The 18,837-nt window shown below is 44.9% G+C and carries 19 protein-coding genes and 1 pseudogene; 7 read left to right on the top strand and 13 right to left on the bottom strand.

The features are described 5' to 3' along the window. A partial coding sequence (locus ABY436_RS13090; RefSeq protein WP_372739407.1) for a tetratricopeptide repeat protein occupies positions 1 to 410 on the bottom strand: 410 nt, incomplete at its 3' end. Between the two features lie 55 nt (positions 411 to 465). Here ABY436_RS13090 and ABY436_RS13085 point away from each other — a divergent pair. Then, the gene (locus ABY436_RS13085) at positions 466 to 723 is read left to right on the top strand and encodes a DUF3820 family protein (RefSeq protein WP_372739406.1); all 258 of its coding nucleotides are present in this window, start codon (positions 466 to 468) and stop codon (positions 721 to 723) included. Beyond that, a complete protein-coding gene (gene ybaK / locus ABY436_RS13080; RefSeq protein WP_372739405.1) occupies positions 720 to 1,193 on the top strand; it encodes a Cys-tRNA(Pro) deacylase in 474 nt (157 codons plus the stop codon). Before ABY436_RS13085 ends, ybaK begins: the two co-directional genes overlap by 4 nt. A gap of 4 nt (positions 1,194 to 1,197) precedes the next feature. Here ybaK and ABY436_RS13075 read toward each other — a convergent pair whose 3' ends face one another. The 4 genes from ABY436_RS13075 to ABY436_RS13060 all read right to left on the bottom strand — a co-directional run bounded on the left by ABY436_RS13075 (position 1,198) and on the right by ABY436_RS13060 (position 5,015). Next, the gene (locus ABY436_RS13075) at positions 1,198 to 2,580 is read right to left on the bottom strand and encodes a sigma 54-interacting transcriptional regulator (protein WP_372739404.1); all 1,383 of its coding nucleotides are present in this window, start codon (positions 2,578 to 2,580) and stop codon (positions 1,198 to 1,200) included. A gap of 3 nt (positions 2,581 to 2,583) precedes the next feature. Continuing rightward, positions 2,584 to 3,090, bottom strand: coding sequence for a hypothetical protein (locus tag ABY436_RS13070; protein WP_372739403.1), 507 nt, complete (start codon positions 3,088 to 3,090; stop codon positions 2,584 to 2,586). A gap of 31 nt (positions 3,091 to 3,121) precedes the next feature. Next, entirely contained in the window at positions 3,122 to 4,483 is a 1,362-nt protein-coding gene (locus ABY436_RS13065) for a sensor histidine kinase (RefSeq protein ID WP_372739402.1), read from the bottom strand. 163 nt (positions 4,484 to 4,646) lie between these two features. After that, positions 4,647 to 5,015, bottom strand: a complete 369-nt coding sequence (locus tag ABY436_RS13060) for a hypothetical protein (protein ID WP_372739401.1) — start codon at positions 5,013 to 5,015, stop codon at positions 4,647 to 4,649. Positions 5,016 to 5,484: 469 nt separating this feature from the next. Here ABY436_RS13060 and ABY436_RS13055 point away from each other — a divergent pair, with 469 nt between their 5' ends. After that, a complete protein-coding gene (locus ABY436_RS13055) occupies positions 5,485 to 6,819 on the top strand; it encodes a ferric reductase-like transmembrane domain-containing protein (protein ID WP_372739400.1) in 1,335 nt (444 codons plus the stop codon). A gap of 206 nt (positions 6,820 to 7,025) precedes the next feature. On the opposite strand, the gene ABY436_RS13050 is transcribed toward ABY436_RS13055, so the two are convergent. Then, on the bottom strand, positions 7,026 to 7,625 hold the full coding sequence (locus ABY436_RS13050) for a TetR/AcrR family transcriptional regulator (RefSeq protein WP_372739399.1): 600 nt from the start codon (positions 7,623 to 7,625) through the stop codon (positions 7,026 to 7,028). 88 nt (positions 7,626 to 7,713) lie between these two features. On the opposite strand from ABY436_RS13050, the gene ABY436_RS13045 reads away from it, so the two are divergent. Continuing rightward, complete coding sequence (locus ABY436_RS13045; RefSeq protein WP_372739398.1) at positions 7,714 to 8,676, top strand: hypothetical protein; 963 nt, start codon at positions 7,714 to 7,716, stop codon at positions 8,674 to 8,676. On the opposite strand, the gene ABY436_RS13040 is transcribed toward ABY436_RS13045, so the two are convergent. Together ABY436_RS13040 and ABY436_RS13035 are read right to left on the bottom strand one after the other, a co-directional pair. Then, positions 8,677 to 9,150: a hypothetical protein gene (locus ABY436_RS13040; protein ID WP_090725674.1), complete on the bottom strand. Its 474-nt coding sequence runs from the start codon at positions 9,148 to 9,150 to the stop codon at positions 8,677 to 8,679. An 86-nt stretch (positions 9,151 to 9,236) separates the two neighbouring features. Then, positions 9,237 to 10,958, bottom strand: coding sequence for a GNAT family N-acyltransferase (locus tag ABY436_RS13035; protein ID WP_372739397.1), 1,722 nt, complete (start codon positions 10,956 to 10,958; stop codon positions 9,237 to 9,239). Positions 10,959 to 11,158: 200 nt separating this feature from the next. Between ABY436_RS13035 and dinB the strand changes: the two genes are divergently transcribed. The 3 genes from dinB to ABY436_RS13020 all read left to right on the top strand — a co-directional run bounded on the left by dinB (position 11,159) and on the right by ABY436_RS13020 (position 14,503). Beyond that, positions 11,159 to 12,214 (top strand): DNA polymerase IV, encoded by a 1,056-nt coding sequence (gene dinB, locus ABY436_RS13030; RefSeq protein WP_372739396.1) that lies wholly within the window; start codon positions 11,159 to 11,161, stop codon positions 12,212 to 12,214. Positions 12,215 to 12,292: 78 nt separating this feature from the next. After that, positions 12,293 to 12,862: a nucleoside deaminase gene (locus tag ABY436_RS13025; RefSeq protein ID WP_372739395.1), complete on the top strand. Its 570-nt coding sequence runs from the start codon at positions 12,293 to 12,295 to the stop codon at positions 12,860 to 12,862. 81 nt (positions 12,863 to 12,943) lie between these two features. After that, positions 12,944 to 14,503, top strand: coding sequence for a SulP family inorganic anion transporter (locus ABY436_RS13020; RefSeq protein WP_372739394.1), 1,560 nt, complete (start codon positions 12,944 to 12,946; stop codon positions 14,501 to 14,503). A gap of 26 nt (positions 14,504 to 14,529) precedes the next feature. Here ABY436_RS13020 and ABY436_RS13015 read toward each other — a convergent pair whose 3' ends face one another. The 5 genes and pseudogenes from ABY436_RS13015 to ABY436_RS12995 form a co-directional block, all read right to left on the bottom strand. Beyond that, entirely contained in the window at positions 14,530 to 14,940 is a 411-nt protein-coding gene (locus ABY436_RS13015) for a HopJ type III effector protein (protein WP_372739393.1), read from the bottom strand. A gap of 148 nt (positions 14,941 to 15,088) precedes the next feature. Further along, on the bottom strand, positions 15,089 to 15,859 hold the full coding sequence (locus ABY436_RS13010) for an amino acid ABC transporter ATP-binding protein (protein WP_372739392.1): 771 nt from the start codon (positions 15,857 to 15,859) through the stop codon (positions 15,089 to 15,091). Between the two features lie 18 nt (positions 15,860 to 15,877). After that, complete coding sequence (locus tag ABY436_RS13005) at positions 15,878 to 16,975, bottom strand: amino acid ABC transporter permease (RefSeq protein ID WP_372739391.1); 1,098 nt, start codon at positions 16,973 to 16,975, stop codon at positions 15,878 to 15,880. Positions 16,976 to 16,988: 13 nt separating this feature from the next. After that, entirely contained in the window at positions 16,989 to 18,191 is a 1,203-nt protein-coding gene (locus ABY436_RS13000) for an amino acid ABC transporter permease (protein ID WP_372739390.1), read from the bottom strand. Positions 18,192 to 18,291: 100 nt separating this feature from the next. Further along, positions 18,292 to 18,837, bottom strand: a pseudogene (locus ABY436_RS12995) (amino acid ABC transporter substrate-binding protein); the annotation flags it as partial.

Raw genomic sequence — 18,837 nt, 5'->3', positions numbered from 1 at the left:
ATCAGGTCCTGCTGCATTTCAGGCCAGCGAGACAATTGCTCAAAGATATTCGCTCGGTTGCAGTAAAATAGCGGTTGTGGTTTAAGTTGAATCGCGTCGTTAATGGCTGTCAACGCTTCTGATAGTCGCTGTTGGCTGATTAATGACAGTGACAGATTGTTGAGTGCCTGTGCTTTGCTGTGTTTGCTGGTGGCTGCATCACAAGCGATGCCTAAATGCTTTTCAGCCAATGCGTTTTCTTGTTTACTGAGGGCTATGACGCCTAACAGTAGTTGTGCCTGATAATGAAGAGGCGCTTCAAGCACAATCTTATTACAGATCAGTCTGGCGCGTTCGCTTTTGCCCTGATTCAGCAAAGTGATTGCTTTGCTGATAAGTTGCTCGGTATTCTTCATGACAATATATGACATTAAATAAAAAGCGTGATTTTGTACGTAAACCTGACAGATGGCAACGAAACTTCTTATGATATCTTTTCAGCCTCAGCAGCTTAAAAAACTGGCCACAATGAAAATGCCCTTTGGTAAATATGCGGGAAGAGTTCTGGTTGATTTGCCGGAGCCATATGTCTGCTGGTTTGAGAAAAAAGGTTTCCCGGCAGGAGAGTTAGGTGAGCTGATGCGTACCTTGTATGAAATAAAAGTAAATGGATTGGAATATCTGCTGCAACCATTAAGAGAGCCGCCGCAAAAACCCGCATCCCAATGGAGCAGAAAATCATGACGCCCGCCGTGAATTCGGTCAAACGAGCGAAGAAAAGCTATGTTTTACATGAATATGCACATAATCCTGGTAGTGCATCTTACGGCGAAGAAGCTGCTGTCCTGCTGCAGCAAGAACCTGCCCGGGTTTTCAAAACGTTAATGGTAGCAATGGAAGGGAATCAGAAGAAACTGGCTGTGGCGGTCGTTCCCGTCAGCGGACAGTTGAATCTTAAAGCAATGGCGGTTGCCTTACAGGTGAAAAAAGTAGTGATGGCAGAGGCGCCGGCGGCTGAGCGCAGCAGTGGATATATCGTTGGGGGTATAAGTCCGCTGGGTCAGAAAAGAGCACTGCCGACCATTATTGATGAAACGGCCAGACATTTTGCGACAATTTATTTCAGTGCGGGCAAGAGAGGGCTGGAGTTAGAAATGTCAGCAGGCGATTTGGCCATGCTGACATCTGCAGGATTTGCGGATATAAGTCGCTAACAACCTAGCTGGCATTACGGGTTTTTTGTCCATCGTTTTCTACAGTCGGTTTGGCCGACGGTTTGAATTCTGCTGCTTCAATACTGTGTCGGTTCAGCAGTTTATAGAAATCGGTTCTGTTTCTTTGCGCTATGCGTGCGGCGTGGGTCACATTGCCTTCGGTTACCTGCATTAATTTAATCAGATAGCGCTTTTCAAAATCAGCCCGAGCCTCGTTGAAAGAAGGGATAACCAGATCCTGATTCGACAAGGCATTAGCCACCAGGCCTTCAGAAATAACCGGACTGGCGCTAAGTGCGACCACTTTTTCTATAACATTCTGAAGTTGCCGTACATTTCCGGGCCACGCCGCCTGTGCGAGCAGGTGCAGGGCTCCTGGTGAAATATTGCGTACTTTTCGGTTATGTTGTTGTGTTGCTTTTGACAGGAAGTGTCGGGCAAGTACAGGAATATCTTCTGGGCGATCACGTAACGGAGGTAACTCGATGTTAACAACGTTTAAGCGGTAGTAGAGATCCTCACGAAAGTCTTCGTTTTGCATGGCTTGATCAAGATTACGGTGCGTTGCTGAAATAACGCGTACGTCAATTTCGATGTTTTCGACGGAACCTACCGGACGGATGACCCGTTCTTGTAATACCCGGAGTAATTTTACCTGCAACGGTTGTGGCATATCTCCAATTTCGTCAAGAAAGAGTGTGCCGCCATGAGCTGCCTGAAAAAGACCAATATGATTGGAAATAGCGCCGGTGAAAGCGCCTTTAGTATGCCCGAAGAGCTCTGATTCAAGTAACTGTTCAGGGAGTGCGCCGCAATTGATCGCAACAAATTTACGTTTTTCACGACGACTGGCCTGATGAATAGAGCGCGCCATCAGCTCTTTACCACTGCCGCTGGGACCGGTAATTAAAACACTGACATCGGATTCGGCAACGCGGTGTGCTTGATCTAACAAGTGCAGCATAACAGGGCTTTTTGTAATGATGTTGTCACGCCATTTTGTATTTCTGCGCCGTTCAGCAGAGACCAATGCTGCTTTAACCGTATCGAGTAGTTGAACTTTATCGATAGGTTTAGTCAGAAAGCCGAAAACACCTTGCTGAGTTGCCGTGACAGCCTCAGGAATAGATCCATGTGCTGTGATAATAATCACAGGTAAGCCTGGCCAGTTCTGCTGCACATGTTTAAACAGCGTGAGTCCATCCATCTCGTCCATGCACAGATCAGTTAATACCAGATCTACACTTTCGGTCGGGAGCAGTCGCAGCGCTTCTTCACCGCTTGGGGCTGTCAGAACCTGATATCCAGAGGCTTCCAGCCGCATTGATAACACCGATAAAACACCACTGTCGTCATCAACAAGAAGAATGCGTGAATAGTGGGTCATGATTTAGGGTTCCTCACGTTGACGGGTGATGGCTTGTTCAATCTGAGTGAGAGCGTCAATTTGTTGCTGCTGGGTTTCAATTGTACCCTTTGCTATATCCAGCTTGGCGGTCACCGAGCGTAACTCTTCAATAACGGTTAAGTGTGCCTGAGTTTGCCTTAACCTCAGATAAAGGTAACGATCGGCCGTGCATGATTCGTTTGGTAGTAAAGGTAGTTGATTAAATATGGTTAATGATTTCTCAAGTGACGCCTGATCATTGCCCGGAGTGCTGAGTAAATTTGCTAGCCGTTCAGGACTATCTTTTGTCGCATTCAGCATCTTCTTACGCGTGGCTGAGTCCGCAGTACTGTAGATATGCTGATCTTTAAGAAACTGGCTAACCGATTTCTCGGGTAAAAAACAGTTTGCTGGCAAGACTTCTGTCAGCTTCTGTAGGTTAGGAACTGATTGGCAACCTCCTAACAAGAGAGCAGGAATAATGATAATTAGTACAGATCGTTTAGTCATATAGGTAGCTTACTTCAAATAGGCAACTAGGTTATATAGGTTCTAAGGGTAAACACAGGCGAAAAACTATTTTACCCTCTTTGTTGGTATGTAATGTAAGTTTACCATGCATTGCCTTGCTAGCCTCCATTGCAATGCTTAAACCTATCCCTGTGCCTTTTAAAGGACCGGTACGTCTTTTTTTGCCTTGATAAAAAGGTTCAAATAGCTTATCTGCGTCGTCAGAGGGGATAGCCGATCCGTTATTTTCTACATCGAGTATCAGTTTCTTACCTGAGATGCGGGCAGCAATTATGACATGTCCATTTTGACTACTATAGTAGATGGCATTGGACACTAGGTTGCCGAGTATGCGATGTAACATTCCCGGATCTGATTGAATCACATGTGAGGTTTGTGGAAGTGTCAATTGTATCGACTTTTCTGAGATTATCAGCTGTAAAGGTGTCACCGCTTTCATGATGGCTTTATGTATATCTACAGGCTGTAATTCTATCTGGTGTGATTGTTGAAGTCGGTTATAGTCCAGTAATTGCTCGATCAGAGTTTGTAAATTGATACTACTCGTCTGAATGAGAGAGACGACATGGTGCTGTTGTTTATTGAGTACCCCTGGTACCTCTTCAGCAAGTAAATCAGCGCCTTCGCGAAGTGTGGTTAAAGGCGTTTTCAGTTCATGGGATATGTGTTGAATGAAGTTAAGCTTCATTTGCTCTAATTGTTGCAGATGTTGATCTAGCCAGTGAATTTTATTATTCAGTGTCACAATTTCCATCGGTCCGCGAATAGGGGCGGCCGGTAAGTCCTCGCGGCGTCCGATGGCCTGAATACGGCTGATGAGTTCAGCGATAGGTCGGGTAATAGCTGTTGAGAAAAACAGCATTAATCCCAGAGTGGCTAACACCAGTAACGAGGTTTGCCACCAGAGCGCTTGCCGGTTGAGGCGTGCCTTTTCTTGCAGACTCTTCAGCTCAGCTTCCATTTTTTTATAGCTTTCTTCTGCCTGATCGCGGGCTAGTTGCGGCAACGTATCAATGCTTTCATCTAAAGGATTGGTTTGAACGGCTAAAAAAAGCTTCTCAAAACGCTGTCTATGTTGACTCTGTTCGGAGAGGAACATTTGAATGGATAACTGGTTGTTAAAATTTTCAATCTGCTCATCCAGACGTTCTTTAATTGCAGGAAGTTCAACAATGCGGAATTGAGTGGCTGAGCGCACAATATCTTCAGCTAAGCGTTCAAACATATTGTTTTGCTGGCTGAGTTGCAGTGCCATATGAGTCTGGTGATAACTTTCTTGCAGCTGGTTTTCAAGCACGTTGCTGGTTTTATACAGCATATAACCAATAGGACTAATGATCAGAAAAAAGGCAATGAATACCAATTGTCTCAAGGAACGCGGCTGCCAAACCCAGGAGGACAGTATCATATTGCCTTATTCTCTTTTTCGAATGATGAGTTGATTATCCTTACTTTTACGCTTTAGGTTAAGTGTAATGTGGGAAAATTGCTTTTTTCGCTTCTATTGAACTGATATTTTTTGATTTGAATGTTATTCAGATGGTTTGAAGCGAAGCAAAGGTTAGTAATATTTTCAACTGGCTGGAATTCATTTTTTTAGGTGCATTTAGCTCATTCATGCTGAGTAAGCCATTTTGATCAAGATCCAATTGCATGAAGCGATCAGCAATTTCTGTCTCTGCCATAGCTTCCAGATAATTGAGACGTCCATCTTTATCATTATCAAGGTTTAACATAATGGTTTCTGGATTAAGATACTCACTTACGTCTGCATCTGATGATTGGGTGGTTGCAACTGCCAGAGGTATGCTGATTAATATTGATAATGTGAGTGCCAGTAATAAACGCATTGAAAAATCTCCATTGAAAAATGATGTTCCTGTGAAACCTTTATCAATTTTCATGCCCGTATTTTTAAATCTATATATTTCAATATGTTAGTTTATATTTTTCACTTTTTTCGCGATTATTGTTAATGCATAGTAAAAAAGTGTCTCTAATAAAAGTCTGTTGCTTGTTTTTAGATAAATAGTCCTTATAAAACAGATAGATACAGCGTCTCTTATCGGAGACTTTTTTAGGAAGTCCAACAAGGCACGTTTATAGATAACCTCTATTCAAGCGTGTTGATGAAGGGCGCGGGCATATGAAGTACTGCTGTGCAGCGGGCGCTGAAGCGCACACGGCTTGCTCTGAGCAGGGAAGAGGTTTTTGCAGTTGTTCAGGTTGCCGCTAGGTTTTCGCTGGGTATCTTCTCGTCAATAAACTCAGGCATCATCTATTCAAACTTTAAAAAACTTTACATTTTATCTACTTATATGGACATGCCAGTCAGGCGTATCATCTTATTCGTTTTAAAATAAGGACGGTACGATGAAACCCATTAAATTGACCTTGCTTGCTTCGTTATTATTGCTGACTGGTCTGTGGATGATGGCAGATACTTTTTTCCCTCCACCGCTGACCTATTTCTCTTTCAGGGCGGTATTCGTTCAATATAGTGGTGTGCTGGCGGTGGGTGTAATGAGCATCGCAATGCTGCTTGCTCTGCGTCCGGTGATACTTGAGCCATACCTTAACGGGCTGGATAAAATGTATCGGCTGCATAAGTGGCTCGGCATTAGTGCGCTGCTGTTTGCTGTACTGCACTGGTGGTTCGCTAAAGGCACAAAGTGGATGGTGGGCTGGGGTTGGTTGAGTAAACCTGACCGGGGTCGACGTCCTGAAGAAACATTGAGCTGGTTAGAAACGACGTTGCGTTCTTTGCGAGGGCTGGCGGAGTCGGTCGGCGAATGGACTTTTTATGCGGCGGCGCTATTAATCTTGTTAGCATTGATTAAATGGGTACCCTACCGGCTTTTCCAAAAAACGCATAAGTTGATGGCGCCTGTTTATCTGCTGCTGGTTTGCCACTCTGTGGTGTTGATGGATTTTGCTTACTGGATGCAACCTGTCGGTATAGTGCTGGGGCTGTTTATGTTAGTGGGCTGTTATGCCGCTGCGTTGGTGTTGTTTAATCAGGTTGGTGTCTCACGCAAGGTTCGTGGAGCCGTGGCTTCGATCGAATATTATCCTGAGTTACAGGTATTGGAAACAGCCATCAATTTAGAAAAGGGATGGAGTGGTCATAAGGCGGGACAATTTGCTTTTGTTTCATCTAAACGGCATGAAGGCGCGCATCCTTATACTATCGCTTCCGCTTGGGATTCTGTGAATCAGCAGATTGTATTTATTACTAAAGAGTTGGGCGATCATACAAAAACTTTACGTGAGTACCTTAAAGTCGGTACACCCGTTACCGTGGAGGGGCCCTATGGATGCTTTGATTTCAGTGATGCGCAGCCGCGCCAGATATGGATCGGGGCAGGTATTGGTATAACGCCTTTTGTAGCCAGAATGAAGCAGTTAGCAGTCACACCTGGCAAGCAGCATGTGGATCTGTTCCACCCAACGGCGGAGTTATCTGATAAGGCGATTACGAAGCTCAAAGCGGATGCAAAAGCCGCCGGTGTTAATCTGCATATTCTGGTCAGTGCTAAAGACGGGCGTCTTAACGGTCAGCGTATTCGTGAAAGTGTTCCCGAATGGCAGTATGCCAGCGTCTGGTTTTGTGGCCCCTCAGCTTTTGGCCAGAGTTTTCGGCAGGATCTTATTGCTAACGGGATGGCTGAGGAGAGGTTTCATCAGGAGTTGTTCGAAATGCGCTAGATTTTTCAGGCCTTGTGCGGGCGGTTCCTCATTGAGGCCGGGTAACGCACAGATTGCTGAACAGGCGTCCCGCCCTTGTGGAAGGAGGGCATAGCGTTATTTTCAATCCATCAGGAAATTATAAAAAGATTCCGGCGGCGAAGGTAAAGCGTTTTCTGCGTCGGGCTTGGCCGCACCAGACCCGTGTTGTTAAGTCCGGCAGTCAGCTAGGCTCTCGCTTGATGCAGAGAAGACAGCAGATGGCTGACAATGCCTGAATATATCATGGGGTCAGGTCGTGTCGTGCTCATTACACGTAATCCCCATATGCCGGTCATCAGCATTTTGGCCAGACTATCGCAATCGGTATCTGTTTTGAGATCACCTTTTAAGCGACTGTTTTCAAGTGAAATATAAAAGCAATGCTCAATACGATTGAGGTATTGAGTGATTTTTTCACGTATTTCATCATCTTCAGTGGCTAGTTCCAGCATGGTATTTACCATGAGGCAGCCTTTGCCGATTTTGTCACATTCAATGTCCTGACAAAAACGCAGGAAAAAATTGCTGATAGCATCGATCGAGGAATCTGAATCTGATTGTTCCATGCATTCGCTGATGCGTGTTAAGCTGCGATTCGCGTAAATATCGATAACCTCAAGAAACAAACCCCGCTTGCTCTTAAAGGCGCCGTATAAAGAGCCGGGTTTAAGATGGGTCGCATTGACAAGATCAGTCACAGATGTGGCGGTATACCCCGTTCTCCAAAACACGTCCATGGCTTTGATGAGAACTTCGCTTCTATCAAATTCTGCTGGTCTTGCCATTAATATGCTGTCCTGAGGTAATTACGGTGAGTATACATTTTATATGTTTACAGTTTACTTATGGTACATAGAAAGGGTTTCGTCAACTATGCAGAGGATAAATAAGTTTTCTGTTTTTTTTATTTTAGTATCGACTGTTCTTTCCGGCTGTGTTGATTCTTTGGGAATTAAACCCGCTAATGATCAGGTTGAATTTGTCAGAGGGATTGTTAGTAAAGAGGCCGCTGGCTATGTTATGACCCCTTGCTTTAGTCAGGAAAGGCGTAAGTTGCATGATGCGCGAGGGCTGCTGGCTAAAAGGTTTACAGAGCAGTTTCGCGGCGTTGGCATTCCGGTTTATATGGAAATGCAAGCAGAGCAGGGCACTGATCTGGTGTGGCGTGTCGATGATGTTATGCTCGCCGGCGGAGGTAGTCAGATGTGCCGGGTAGATCTGTCGGGTATCCGTTTTCGTGCTGAAGGTAGTGAGCCCTCATGGCTGACCGATATTTTAACGGATAGCGTGCGTATCCAGTCTTATGAAAACCTGCGCACTTTACGTTTTTCTGTTGATGAGTTTGAGGGGCAACAAGGCGTTTGGCAGGGCGATCTTAAAAGCGTCAGAGGCCAGTCTCATTCATTTCGGTTAGTCGTTCGGGATCAGTCCTGTAAGGGGGTTGGGAATGTCTGGTATCGGTGGAGTGCTGAGTTATCATTGGACGGTGATCTCTTTTATGGATGCGCGCGCCGCGGTGATTTGACAAATCGTGCCTTGCTGGGACGATATAGTAACGAATTAAGTAAAGATGAGGCGTTTGTTGTTCTTGATTTGTTAACAGACAATGTTGCCAATATGCTGCTGGACTATCGTAATGGGCAATCGCTTATTGTGATGCAGGGAGAGTGGCAGTGGAAGAGTAACGACAAATTGGTACTGCATTTTACTCAGCAGGATGGTCGGGAGCAGGAGTCTTTTCTACTGTTTAAGCGGACTCGCTCCGGCGGTTTTGTTCAGCAAGGATTTTCGCCTGAATTTGGGCGGGCGAGCTTTGAGTTAAAGCGTTCCGAATAGTTATTCTTTTAACAGCAATGCTCTGGCTTCATTAATTTGAGCGGCCAGGAAACTATTACCACCGTGATCAGGGTGAAGCTTTTGCATGAGTTTTCGGTGTGCCCTGATAACCTCTTCTGAGGTACAGCCCTCCTCTAAACCAAGAATTTTCAACGCGTCCTGCCGGGTCATCTGAAAGCCGCTGCTGCTGTTTTTCTGGGTGTTTGCTGTTTTTCGATTACCAAATATATAGCGTAAAAAAGGGATTGCCCTTAACACGGCGCTGTATTTTTTCAATAGCAGGAAGAAGCCGGCTACTAAGGCTCCCATCCAGGGAAGGCGCCCGGTAACTGTCAGAATTACGATGATAGCTACTAATAAAAGAATCAGTATTTTAAAAGCAACAGCACCTCTGCGATGTGCCGGTACTGTTTTCATCCACAACATTCCTGCTATCAGCAGGGTTCCTAAAATGATGATAACAACAGGACTCATAGCGTACTCAATGGCTAAATTGTCATAACAGAATATAGTGACAATCAGCCATAGGGAAGCGCTTTATTGTGGGGGTATCCATTGAGTTATGCTGGTTTTTGTATTCCTACGTAACGTTGATATTTGTTTTCTTTGACGTAGTGCATATCGACCATAACTAAACCATCAACACAATAGTTGAAATCAGCGTCAACGCTGAAATCCATAAAACAAACCCCTCCAGGTGTGCAGAGTTCGCTGTATTGCTTATACAGAGTAGGGACGGATACACCCATGTAATCAAGCTGTTCTTTGAGTATTTTAAAATCAGCTTTATAGTCTTTGCCGCTAAATAACGCACGTATGCTAGTGTTTTCATCATGGGATAGTCTGTAAGGCATTTTTGCTTTTGCTAACTGACTCTCATTCAAAAAATAATGTTGATAAAACCAGATCAGCATATCTTTAGCTGGTTTTGGATAGCTGTTGCTTAGGCTGACAGGTCCGAACATATAGCGAACTTCCGGATGATTTTTCAAATAGGCGCCAATGCCGTACCAGAGGTAATCGAGGCTGCGTCGGCCCCAATAGCGAGGTTGAACAAAACTTCTGCCTAACTCTATACCTTGTTCAAAATAGGGTTTCATCGTGTCGCTGTATTGGAACAATGTTTCACTGTACAGGGGGCAGTGTTCGTCGTGGATTAGTTTATGTGCCTCTGCCAGCCGGTAGGCACCGGCGATTTCGAGGTCATCTTCGTCCCACAGAATGAGGTGACGATAATAGCGATCATAATTATCTAAATCTTTGTTTTCGCCGGTGCCTTCGCCGACACAGCGAAAGGAGATCTCACGCAGCCGCCCAACTTCCTGCATCACTACAGAGTCTGATTGGTAATCAAACAAGTATATCTTTTTACCGTCGGCGGTTTCACCGAGCAATTCCGCTTCTTTCAATTCTTGCTTCAGTGCGCGTCTGTCTTGAGGATGAGCTATGGTTTTTTCGGTAACAAATAATGGACTTTTACGTTTAGCGATACGATAAAGATGTTTACGCAGTAATTTTGTTTTTTCAGACGTTGAAAGTGGAACGGCTTCGATATGACTGAAAGGGATAGCTTGGCCAATACGTACCGGAATGGTGACCGATTTTTTATTAAACATCTCTCTGGCCAGGAGCAGGGCGGATAAAGACTTATTGATGTATGACATACCGTAAAATAGAGATGAATTCTTGCCGCCCAGATAAATGGGTAAAATCGGAGCGTTTGCTTTACGGGCAAAACGCAGGAAACCGCTATTCCATTTGCCGTCTTTAATACCCGTCATGCCTGCTCGTGACACTTCACCGGCTGGAAAAACAATGACTGCTTCTTCTTTTTTGAGTGAGTTGACGATGCGTTCAATATCCCGCTTACGAGTGCTCCTGCCCAGATTATCGACAGGTAAAAACAGACTGCTTAATTGCTCAACATTGTTCAGGACATCATTAGCGATAATACGTACGTCGCGACGAACCTCTCCTACCAGTTTTAATAGTGCCAGCCCATCTAATGCGCCTAAGGGGTGGTTAGCAATAATAACGACTCTTCCCGAGGATGGGATATTCATCCGGTCATTATGGCTGAGGCTGTAGCTGAAGTTGAAATAGTCCAGAACTTTATCGACGAACTCAAAACCTGTTGCTCCATTATTTTCAGTAAGAAAGTGATTGATCTCATTTTCATGCACCAAGTGGCGTAAGCAAAAAATAGCAGAGCGACGAAAGGACGCCGGTTTTTCAGAAAAAGCAGGGTATTGTTGAGTTAATACCTGTTCTACGTTAATCACTATGTAGTCCTGTTGTGAAACTGATTTGTTATGAAGAATATGGCAGTTATGTGGCAAAGAATTGACGAAAAAATGACAAACGTGTGACGTTGCCGGTATATCAAAGCAGTTGCAGTGGTGATTAACAGAAGGTGCTGGCAGCTAGGCTGTGATGAAATTGTTAGTTATACTGGATTTATATACAGTTTTTTGGTTTTGTTATGCGAAAAATTATTCATTGTGATTGCGACTGTTTTTTTGCAGCTGTGGAGATGCGAGATAACCCGGAATATCGTGATATTCCGTTGGCGGTTGGCGGACGGTCGGATAGACGAGGGGTGATCGCAACCTGTAATTATAAAGCCAGAGCGTTTGGTGTGCGTTCTGCTATGGCGACAGCTTATGCATTAAAGCTCTGCCCCACGCTAACCGTTATACCGGGGCAAATGGAAAAATATCGGCTGGTTTCACGGCAGATCATGCAAATTTATCGAGAGGTTACCGATATTATTGAGCCACTGTCGTTAGACGAAGCGTATCTGGATGTGTCTGATAGTGAGCTATTTCAGGGGAGTGCTACCCGCATAGCTGAAATGTTGAGGTGCAGGGTATCTGAAGTGACGGGTATTACTATTTCCGCAGGTGTTGCACCGAATAAATTTTTAGCAAAGGTGGCGAGTGATTGGAATAAACCAGATGGTTTGTGTGTTATTCGGCCTGATCAGGTAGAAGAGTTTGTTGAAAACCTGGCGGTTAAAAAACTTCATGGTGTGGGCAGCAAAACAGCAGAAAAGCTTGAATTAATGGGTGTTACCACCTGTGCTGATTTAAAAAAATTAAGCAGAGAACATTTGGCAGAGCATTTTGGCCGTTTCGGAGAACGCTTATTTGAGCTCAGTCGTGGGGTGGATAATAGAGCAGTTGTCACTCAACGAGTAAGAAAATCGATCAGTGTCGAGCACACGTTTTCTAAGGACTTAAAAACAATAGAAGAAAGTCTCTCCCACATCCCTGAGCTGTATCTGGAATTGCAACGGCGCTTTAGCCAGCTGCAAGGAGGCCGTGCCATTCAGGGAATATTTGTTAAACTCAAGTTTAATGATTTTACTCAAACGACAATTGAGCATCGTACCACTGTTCATGATGAGTCATTATATTCAGGACTAATGAAACAAGGATACCAAAGGGGTAACAAACCCGTCAGGCTGCTGGGCTTGGGTTTTCGCCTTGATAACAGGGAAGCAGAAGCGCTACAGCAATTGTCATTATGGCCTTAAGCATTCAGGCCTTAAGGTGAGCACTGGTGACAAAAACCGGCCATCCAGTAATGGTCATCAACTGAGGAGTTATCCGCTATGAAACTCTCTGCATTGGTACAACGTGTTAATGATTATGTACTTAACCCTGAGTATAGGGATGATGCCGTGGGTTTGCGTTGTTGTCAGTTGGCACTTAAAGCATTGCAGTGCGGTAATTACGGGGTGGCTGCGGTGTTGTCAGATGCGTCAGGTAATGTATTGGTTGAAGCGCATAATCAGGTTTTTTCAGAACAGTTTTGTTCAGCAGGGCATGCCGAGATGCGGATCATCGATGCGTATGAAGCGGATTTCAGGAATCAATACCCTGCTGACCAATTAAAATTGCTGGTGTCTCTTGAGCCCTGCCCTATGTGCCTTTCACGGTTACTACTGAGTGGCGTGGGTCTTATTAAATACATGGTTGATGATCCGGCAGGTGGGATGGTCAGCCGTATCAGTGATATGCCACCCGCCTGGCGGAATCTGGCGAGCATGCAAACGTTTTATCATGCGCATATTAGTAATGAGTTGCGCCAGTTGGCCTTCGATCTTTCACAACACGAGTTGGATCACTTGCGAGCTAAACTGATGAGCCAGCGTAGTCTGAGAACTAAAACTGGGCATTAAATGTACCTGTTAGTTATATGCTTTCCTGCTAACATTCACAGCTATTTAGTGTGTTTTGCAAAAACTCAATCGAGGCTATGAATGTTTCAATTACTTGTTGTTAAAACTCAAAGTATGAAAAACGATCTCCTTTCCGGACTGACGGTCTCTTTGGCGTTGGTGCCTGAAGCAGTAGCGTTCGCCTTTGTTGCCGGCGTTGAGCCCTTAGTGGGTCTTTATGCTGCGTTTATGGTGGGTTTGATTACCGCTGCGATTGGTGGGCGGCCAGGGATGATTTCGGGTGCAACGGGCGCCTTAGCCGTCGTGATGGTGAGTCTGGTCGCTCAGCATGGGGTTGAGTATCTGTTTGCCACGGTTGTATTGATGGGAATATTTCAGCTTTTAGCGGGGGTTTTCCGCTTAGGGAAGTTTATTAGACTGGTACCGCATCCGGTGATGTTAGGCTTTGTAAATGGCCTGGCTATTGTGATTTTTCTTGCACAAATGAAACAGTTTAAGTTTACCGATGACGTCGGTGAACTGCACTGGTTAGCAAGCGGGGAAATGGGAATGATGTTGGGACTGGTTGTTCTGACGATGGCTATTATCCACTTTTTACCCAAATTAACCCGCGCTATTCCTTCGTCATTAGCTGCTATTCTTGTTGTAACGTTACTGGTTATTTTCCTCGATCTGGATACCCGTACGGTACTAGATGTTTTGATCAACATGACCGGTGATCCGTATGCAACCATTGCCGGTGGTTTACCGGCCTTTAGTATTCCAAGCGTGCCGCTGACGTTTGAAACTTTTTATATCATTCTTCCTTATGCGGTCATTTTGGCGGCTATCGGCTTGATTGAATCGCTGTTAACACTCACTTTGATTGACGAAGTCACAGAAACCCGTGGGCGGAGTAACAAAGAGTGTATGGGGCAGGGTGTTGCTAACGTTGTGACCGGCTTCTTTGGCGGAATGGGCGGTTGTGCCATGATTGGCCAGAGTATGATCAATATCAATTCGGGGGGGCGTGGACGTGCGTCCGGCATATCAGCGGCTCTCTTCTTGCTGGCTTTTATCTTAGTTGGTGCAAGTCTGATTGAAATGATTCCCGTCGCTGCCTTGGTTGGCGTGATGTTTATTGTTGTTATTGCGACTTTTGAATGGGCTAGTTTACGCTTATGGGGCAAGGTTCCAAAAGCTGACTTGATGGTGGTGCTAACAGTGACTGTCGTGACAGTCATAAGTGACCTGGCGATTGCTGTTGTTGTGGGCGTTATTATGTCTGCCCTTATGTTTGCCTGGAAACACGCTAAACATGTAGAGTTTGAAACGTGGACTGAAGATGAGGGTAAAACAAAAGTTTATCTTTCACATGGCCCACTGTTCTTTGCTTCGGCACAAAGCTTTCGGGATAACTTTACACCTAAAAGTGATCCAGACGATGTGATCATCGATTTTAAGGATTCGCGTGTCATGGATCACTCAGGTATTGAGGCGATTGATGCGGTTGCAGAGCGTTACCTTGCAGCAGGTAAAAATCTGCATTTACGCCATTTGAGCCAGGAATGCACCGCTTTGCTTGAGAAAGCAGGTAGCCTTGTTGAGGTGAATTTGATAGAAGATCCACACTATAAAGTTGCAGATGACCGACTCGCCTGAAAGCAAGCCGGAGATAAAACAGGTGTTTACTTTCGCTTAAGCGCCTGTCCTTCAAAATGAATACCTTTCCAGCCATCACGCATAAAGTTACGGATGTTTGCGTGATCATTGCCGTCAGGGGTGTTTATTACATCCTGATAAAATCGCCCAAAGCAGCCTAGTGTTTGTTCTTCGCTCAGCTGTAAAATTTGTGCAAAAGCAAAAATCTTGCATGATCCCTCATTTTGTCCCGCCTCATTGGATACACTTATGTCACTCACACCGTTGGTAAACGCGGTGGGTACATAATGGAAGTGGTCATTGATGACGGCCATAGTGTCTTCAAAATCGATTGGTTTGGTTGTGCCAGATTTCGAAATGGATTCGGAAGATTGCTGAGAAGATGCTTGGCAAGCGAGTTGAGATGTAAGCTGAGAGATAAAAATTTCTGGTGTCATCGGAAATCCTGATTTTACTGAAAAGTTCGCTGAATAAAGCTCGGAAAATAAAAATGTGAGCTGTTTTTAACATAGATAGGTGTGTTAATCACGGTTAGCGGCTATAAAAAAGGCGGCCCGTTGGCCGCCTTGATATACAAGTTACTGATCAGTGCTGAATTATCTGGCTGAGGAATAGCTGAGTACGTTCATGTTGAGGGTTGTTGAAGAATTCATGCGGTTCATTTTCTTCTATGATCTGCCCTGCATCCATGAAAATTACACGGTCGGCCACTCTTTTGGCGAAGCCCATTTCGTGGGTAACGCACAACATGGTCATACCGCCTTCATCTGCTAACTCAATCATGACATCCAGTACTTCTTTGATCATCTCTGGATCGAGTGCTGATGTTGGTTCATCAAAGAGCATAACATCAGGGTTCATACAAAGTGAACGAGCAATCGCTACACGTTGTTGCTGCCCACCTGAAAGCTGACCAGGGTACTTAAGCGCTTGCTCCGGTATCTTAACGCGTTCAAGGTATTGCATTGCCGTGGCTTCTGCTTGCTTGCGCGGTTCTTTTTTCACCCATATAGGGGCCAGACAGCAATTTTCTAACACGGTTAGATGAGGGAAAAGATTAAAGTGCTGGAACACCATACCAACATCTTTACGTATGATTTCAATATTTTTAAGATCGTTGGTTAATTCTACACCGTTAACAATAATATCGCCTTTCTGGTGTTCTTCCAGACGATTTATACAGCGGATCATCGTTGATTTTCCTGAACCGGAAGGGCCGCAGATAACGATTCGCTCACCTTTTTTAACTTCCAGGTTAATATTTTTCAGAACGTGGAAGTCACCATACCATTTATTCATATTGCGAAGTTCGATCATTAATTTATCGGATACTTCGCGTGCATCTTGTGTACTCATAAAATTATCTCCACGTCTTTATCGCGTGTTGTGGCCGGTTTGTAGGCGCTTCTCAAGGTTTTGGCTATAGCGTGACATTCCAAAACAGAAGACCCAGAAAACAAAAGCAACAAAAATATAACCTTCCGTTGAAAACCCTAGCCAAGCCGAATCACTATTGGCTGCTTGAACAATCGCCAGGATATCGAACAAACCAATGATGAGAACCAGACTGGTATCTTTGAACAGTGCAATAAAGGTGTTCACAATACCCGGAATCATCAGCTTGAGCGCTTGCGGAAGAATGATCAGTGACATTGACTTCCAATAGCTGAGACCTAAAGCGTCGGCCGCTTCATACTGGCCTTTTGGAATAGCCTGCAAGCCTCCACGAATCACCTCTGCCATATAGGCTGATTGGAATAAGATGATACCGATCAGAGCTCGCAATAGCTTATCGAAAGTGATTTCTTCGGGAACAAATAAAGGAAGCATGACTGAAGCCATGAAAAGCACAGTAATTAACGGAACGCCACGCCAGAACTCAATGTAAATAACTGAGAATGACTTAACGATCGGCATATTAGAGCGTCGCCCTAGCGCCAGCAGTATGCCGAAAGGCATCGCTGCAACAATACCAATAATGGCGAGTACCAGAGTGAGACTCAGGCCACCCCATTTATGGGTTTCAACAACCTCCAGGCCGAAGCTGCCACCATAGAGTAGGTAAAAAGCGATGACGGGATAGATGAAAAGAACAAATATAGAGACATAGCCTTTATACGGGGTTCTATCTGTAATAAGCCAGATAATAGCCACCGCAAAAATCAGAAAGGTAATATTAATGCGCCAATATTCCGTCTCTGGATAAAACCCATACATGAATTGATCCATGCGATAGGTAATAAATGCCCAACATGCACCGCCGCTGGTGCAGGCTGCTGGTGAGTCGCCAAACCAGTCCGAGTCGATAAATGCCCATTGCAAGGCAGGACCGAGTAAGGTTACCAAAAAATAACCAATAATCAGTGTGGCGATCGAGTTTGAGGCATTGCTGAATAAGTTTCTTCGCATCCAGCCGATTACACCCGTTGTACTGGATGGGGCCGGAAGGGTGGGTTCTAAATCATATTTCATAGTTTATCTCCACCTATCGCTCAATCAGAGCTTTACGGCTGTTATACCAGTTCATAAAGATCGACGTCAGAATACTGAGCGTCAGGTATACCGCCATGGTCATGAAAATAACCTCAATCGCCTGGCCAGTTTGGTTCAGGGTCGTTCCGGCAAAAACAGATACCAGATCAGGGTAACCAATGGCTGTGGCAAGTGAGGAGTTTTTCGTCAGGTTGAGATATTGACTGGTGAGCGGAGGAATAATGACACGCAATGCTTGTGGAATAATAATAAACCGTAGAGTCTTTCCACGCGGAAGGCCTAAAGCACTGGCTGCTTCCAACTGGCCGTTTGGCACAGAAAGAATACCTCCGCGTACTATCTCAGCGATAAAGGCGGCTGTGTAAATGGTCAGAGCGAACCACAGGGCCATCAATTCTGGAATTAATACCATGCCACCCACAAAGTTAAAGCCTTTAAGCTCAGGGTGTTCAATGGTTAACGGCATCCCCATGATGAAGAATGCGACTAAAGGTAAGCCGAAGATAAGTCCCAAACCTGCATACATGGTAGGGAAATCCTGGCCGGTATCATCACGTCGTTTGTCTGCCCAGCGTTTCATTAACCACGTAGCTACAAGGCCTGCAAAAAAAGCTATCCAAACCACGTCAAAACCGCTGGTGCCAACAAGCTCCGGCGTATATAAGCCACGGATATTGAGAAAACTACCTAAAAATTCAATGCTTTGTCTCGGGCTGGGTAATGTTCTCAGAACGGCATAGTACCAGAAGAATATCTGCAGTAAGAGCGGGATATTACGGAATATTTCGATATAAACAGTACAGACTTTAGATATCAGCCAGTTTTTTGATAGTCGGCCAACCCCCAGAAAAAAGCCTAATATTGTCGCTGCAATTATACCGAGTATTGATACCAGAACAGTGTTCAGTAAACCGACGAGGAACGTGCGGCCATAGCTGTCCGTTTCTGTATAGGGAATTAACGATTGTAATATACCGAAACCTGCTTCCATATTGAGGAAAGCAAAACCGGTAGTGATACCACGCTGCTCAAGGTTCGTTAGCGTGTTATTGATAATATAGAAGAAGACGGCTGCAAGCCCTAAAACAAGTATTACTTGGAAAACCAGAGCGCGTTTATCCGGATCATTCCAGAAACGACCACTGCTGGGTTGAGCTGCAGAATTCTCTTGATTTGATCGATCAGGTGTCGACATTGAATTCTCCACAGAGCCTATAGAAGGGGGTGTTAATCTCCCCCATCAGGAATCAATTATAGCGGGGTATGAGGAAGGCCCCATACCCGACTAAGAATGATTAACGCATCGGTGGTGCGTACTGTAAACCACCGTTTATCCACAGTGCATTAAGACCGCGACTTATTTTTAGTGGTGAGTTCATACCAACATTGTTTTCAAAAGATTCGCCGTAGTTTCCGACTTGTTTAACGATTTGGTAAGCCCAGTCGTCATTTAACTCCAGGCCTGCTCCTTTTGGTCCTTCAAGGCCCAGAAAGCCACGGACTTCAGGGTTATTAGATTTCAGCATCTCATCTGCATTAGCTGAAGTAATACCCAGCTCTTCAGCATTCAGCATCGCATTGTAAGACCACTTAACAACGTTAAACCATTGGTCATCACCTTGGCGTACAACAGGGCCGAGTGGCTCTTTAGAGATGACTTCAGGTAAAACAATCGCGTCATCAGGTTTCTCAAGCTTAATGCGAAGAGCGTAGAGCTGCGATTGGTCAGAGGTCAGCACATCACAACGACCGGCATCGAACCCTTTAGCTGTCTGGTCTGAGGTATCAAATACAACAGGAGAAAAAGACATACCGTGTTGGCGGAAGTAGGAAGCCAGGTT

The organism is Neptunomonas sp. (genome assembly GCF_041601355.1).
Lineage (GTDB): Bacteria > Pseudomonadota > Gammaproteobacteria > Pseudomonadales > Balneatricaceae > Neptunomonas.
This window is presented reverse-complemented; position numbering and strand designations above follow the sequence as displayed.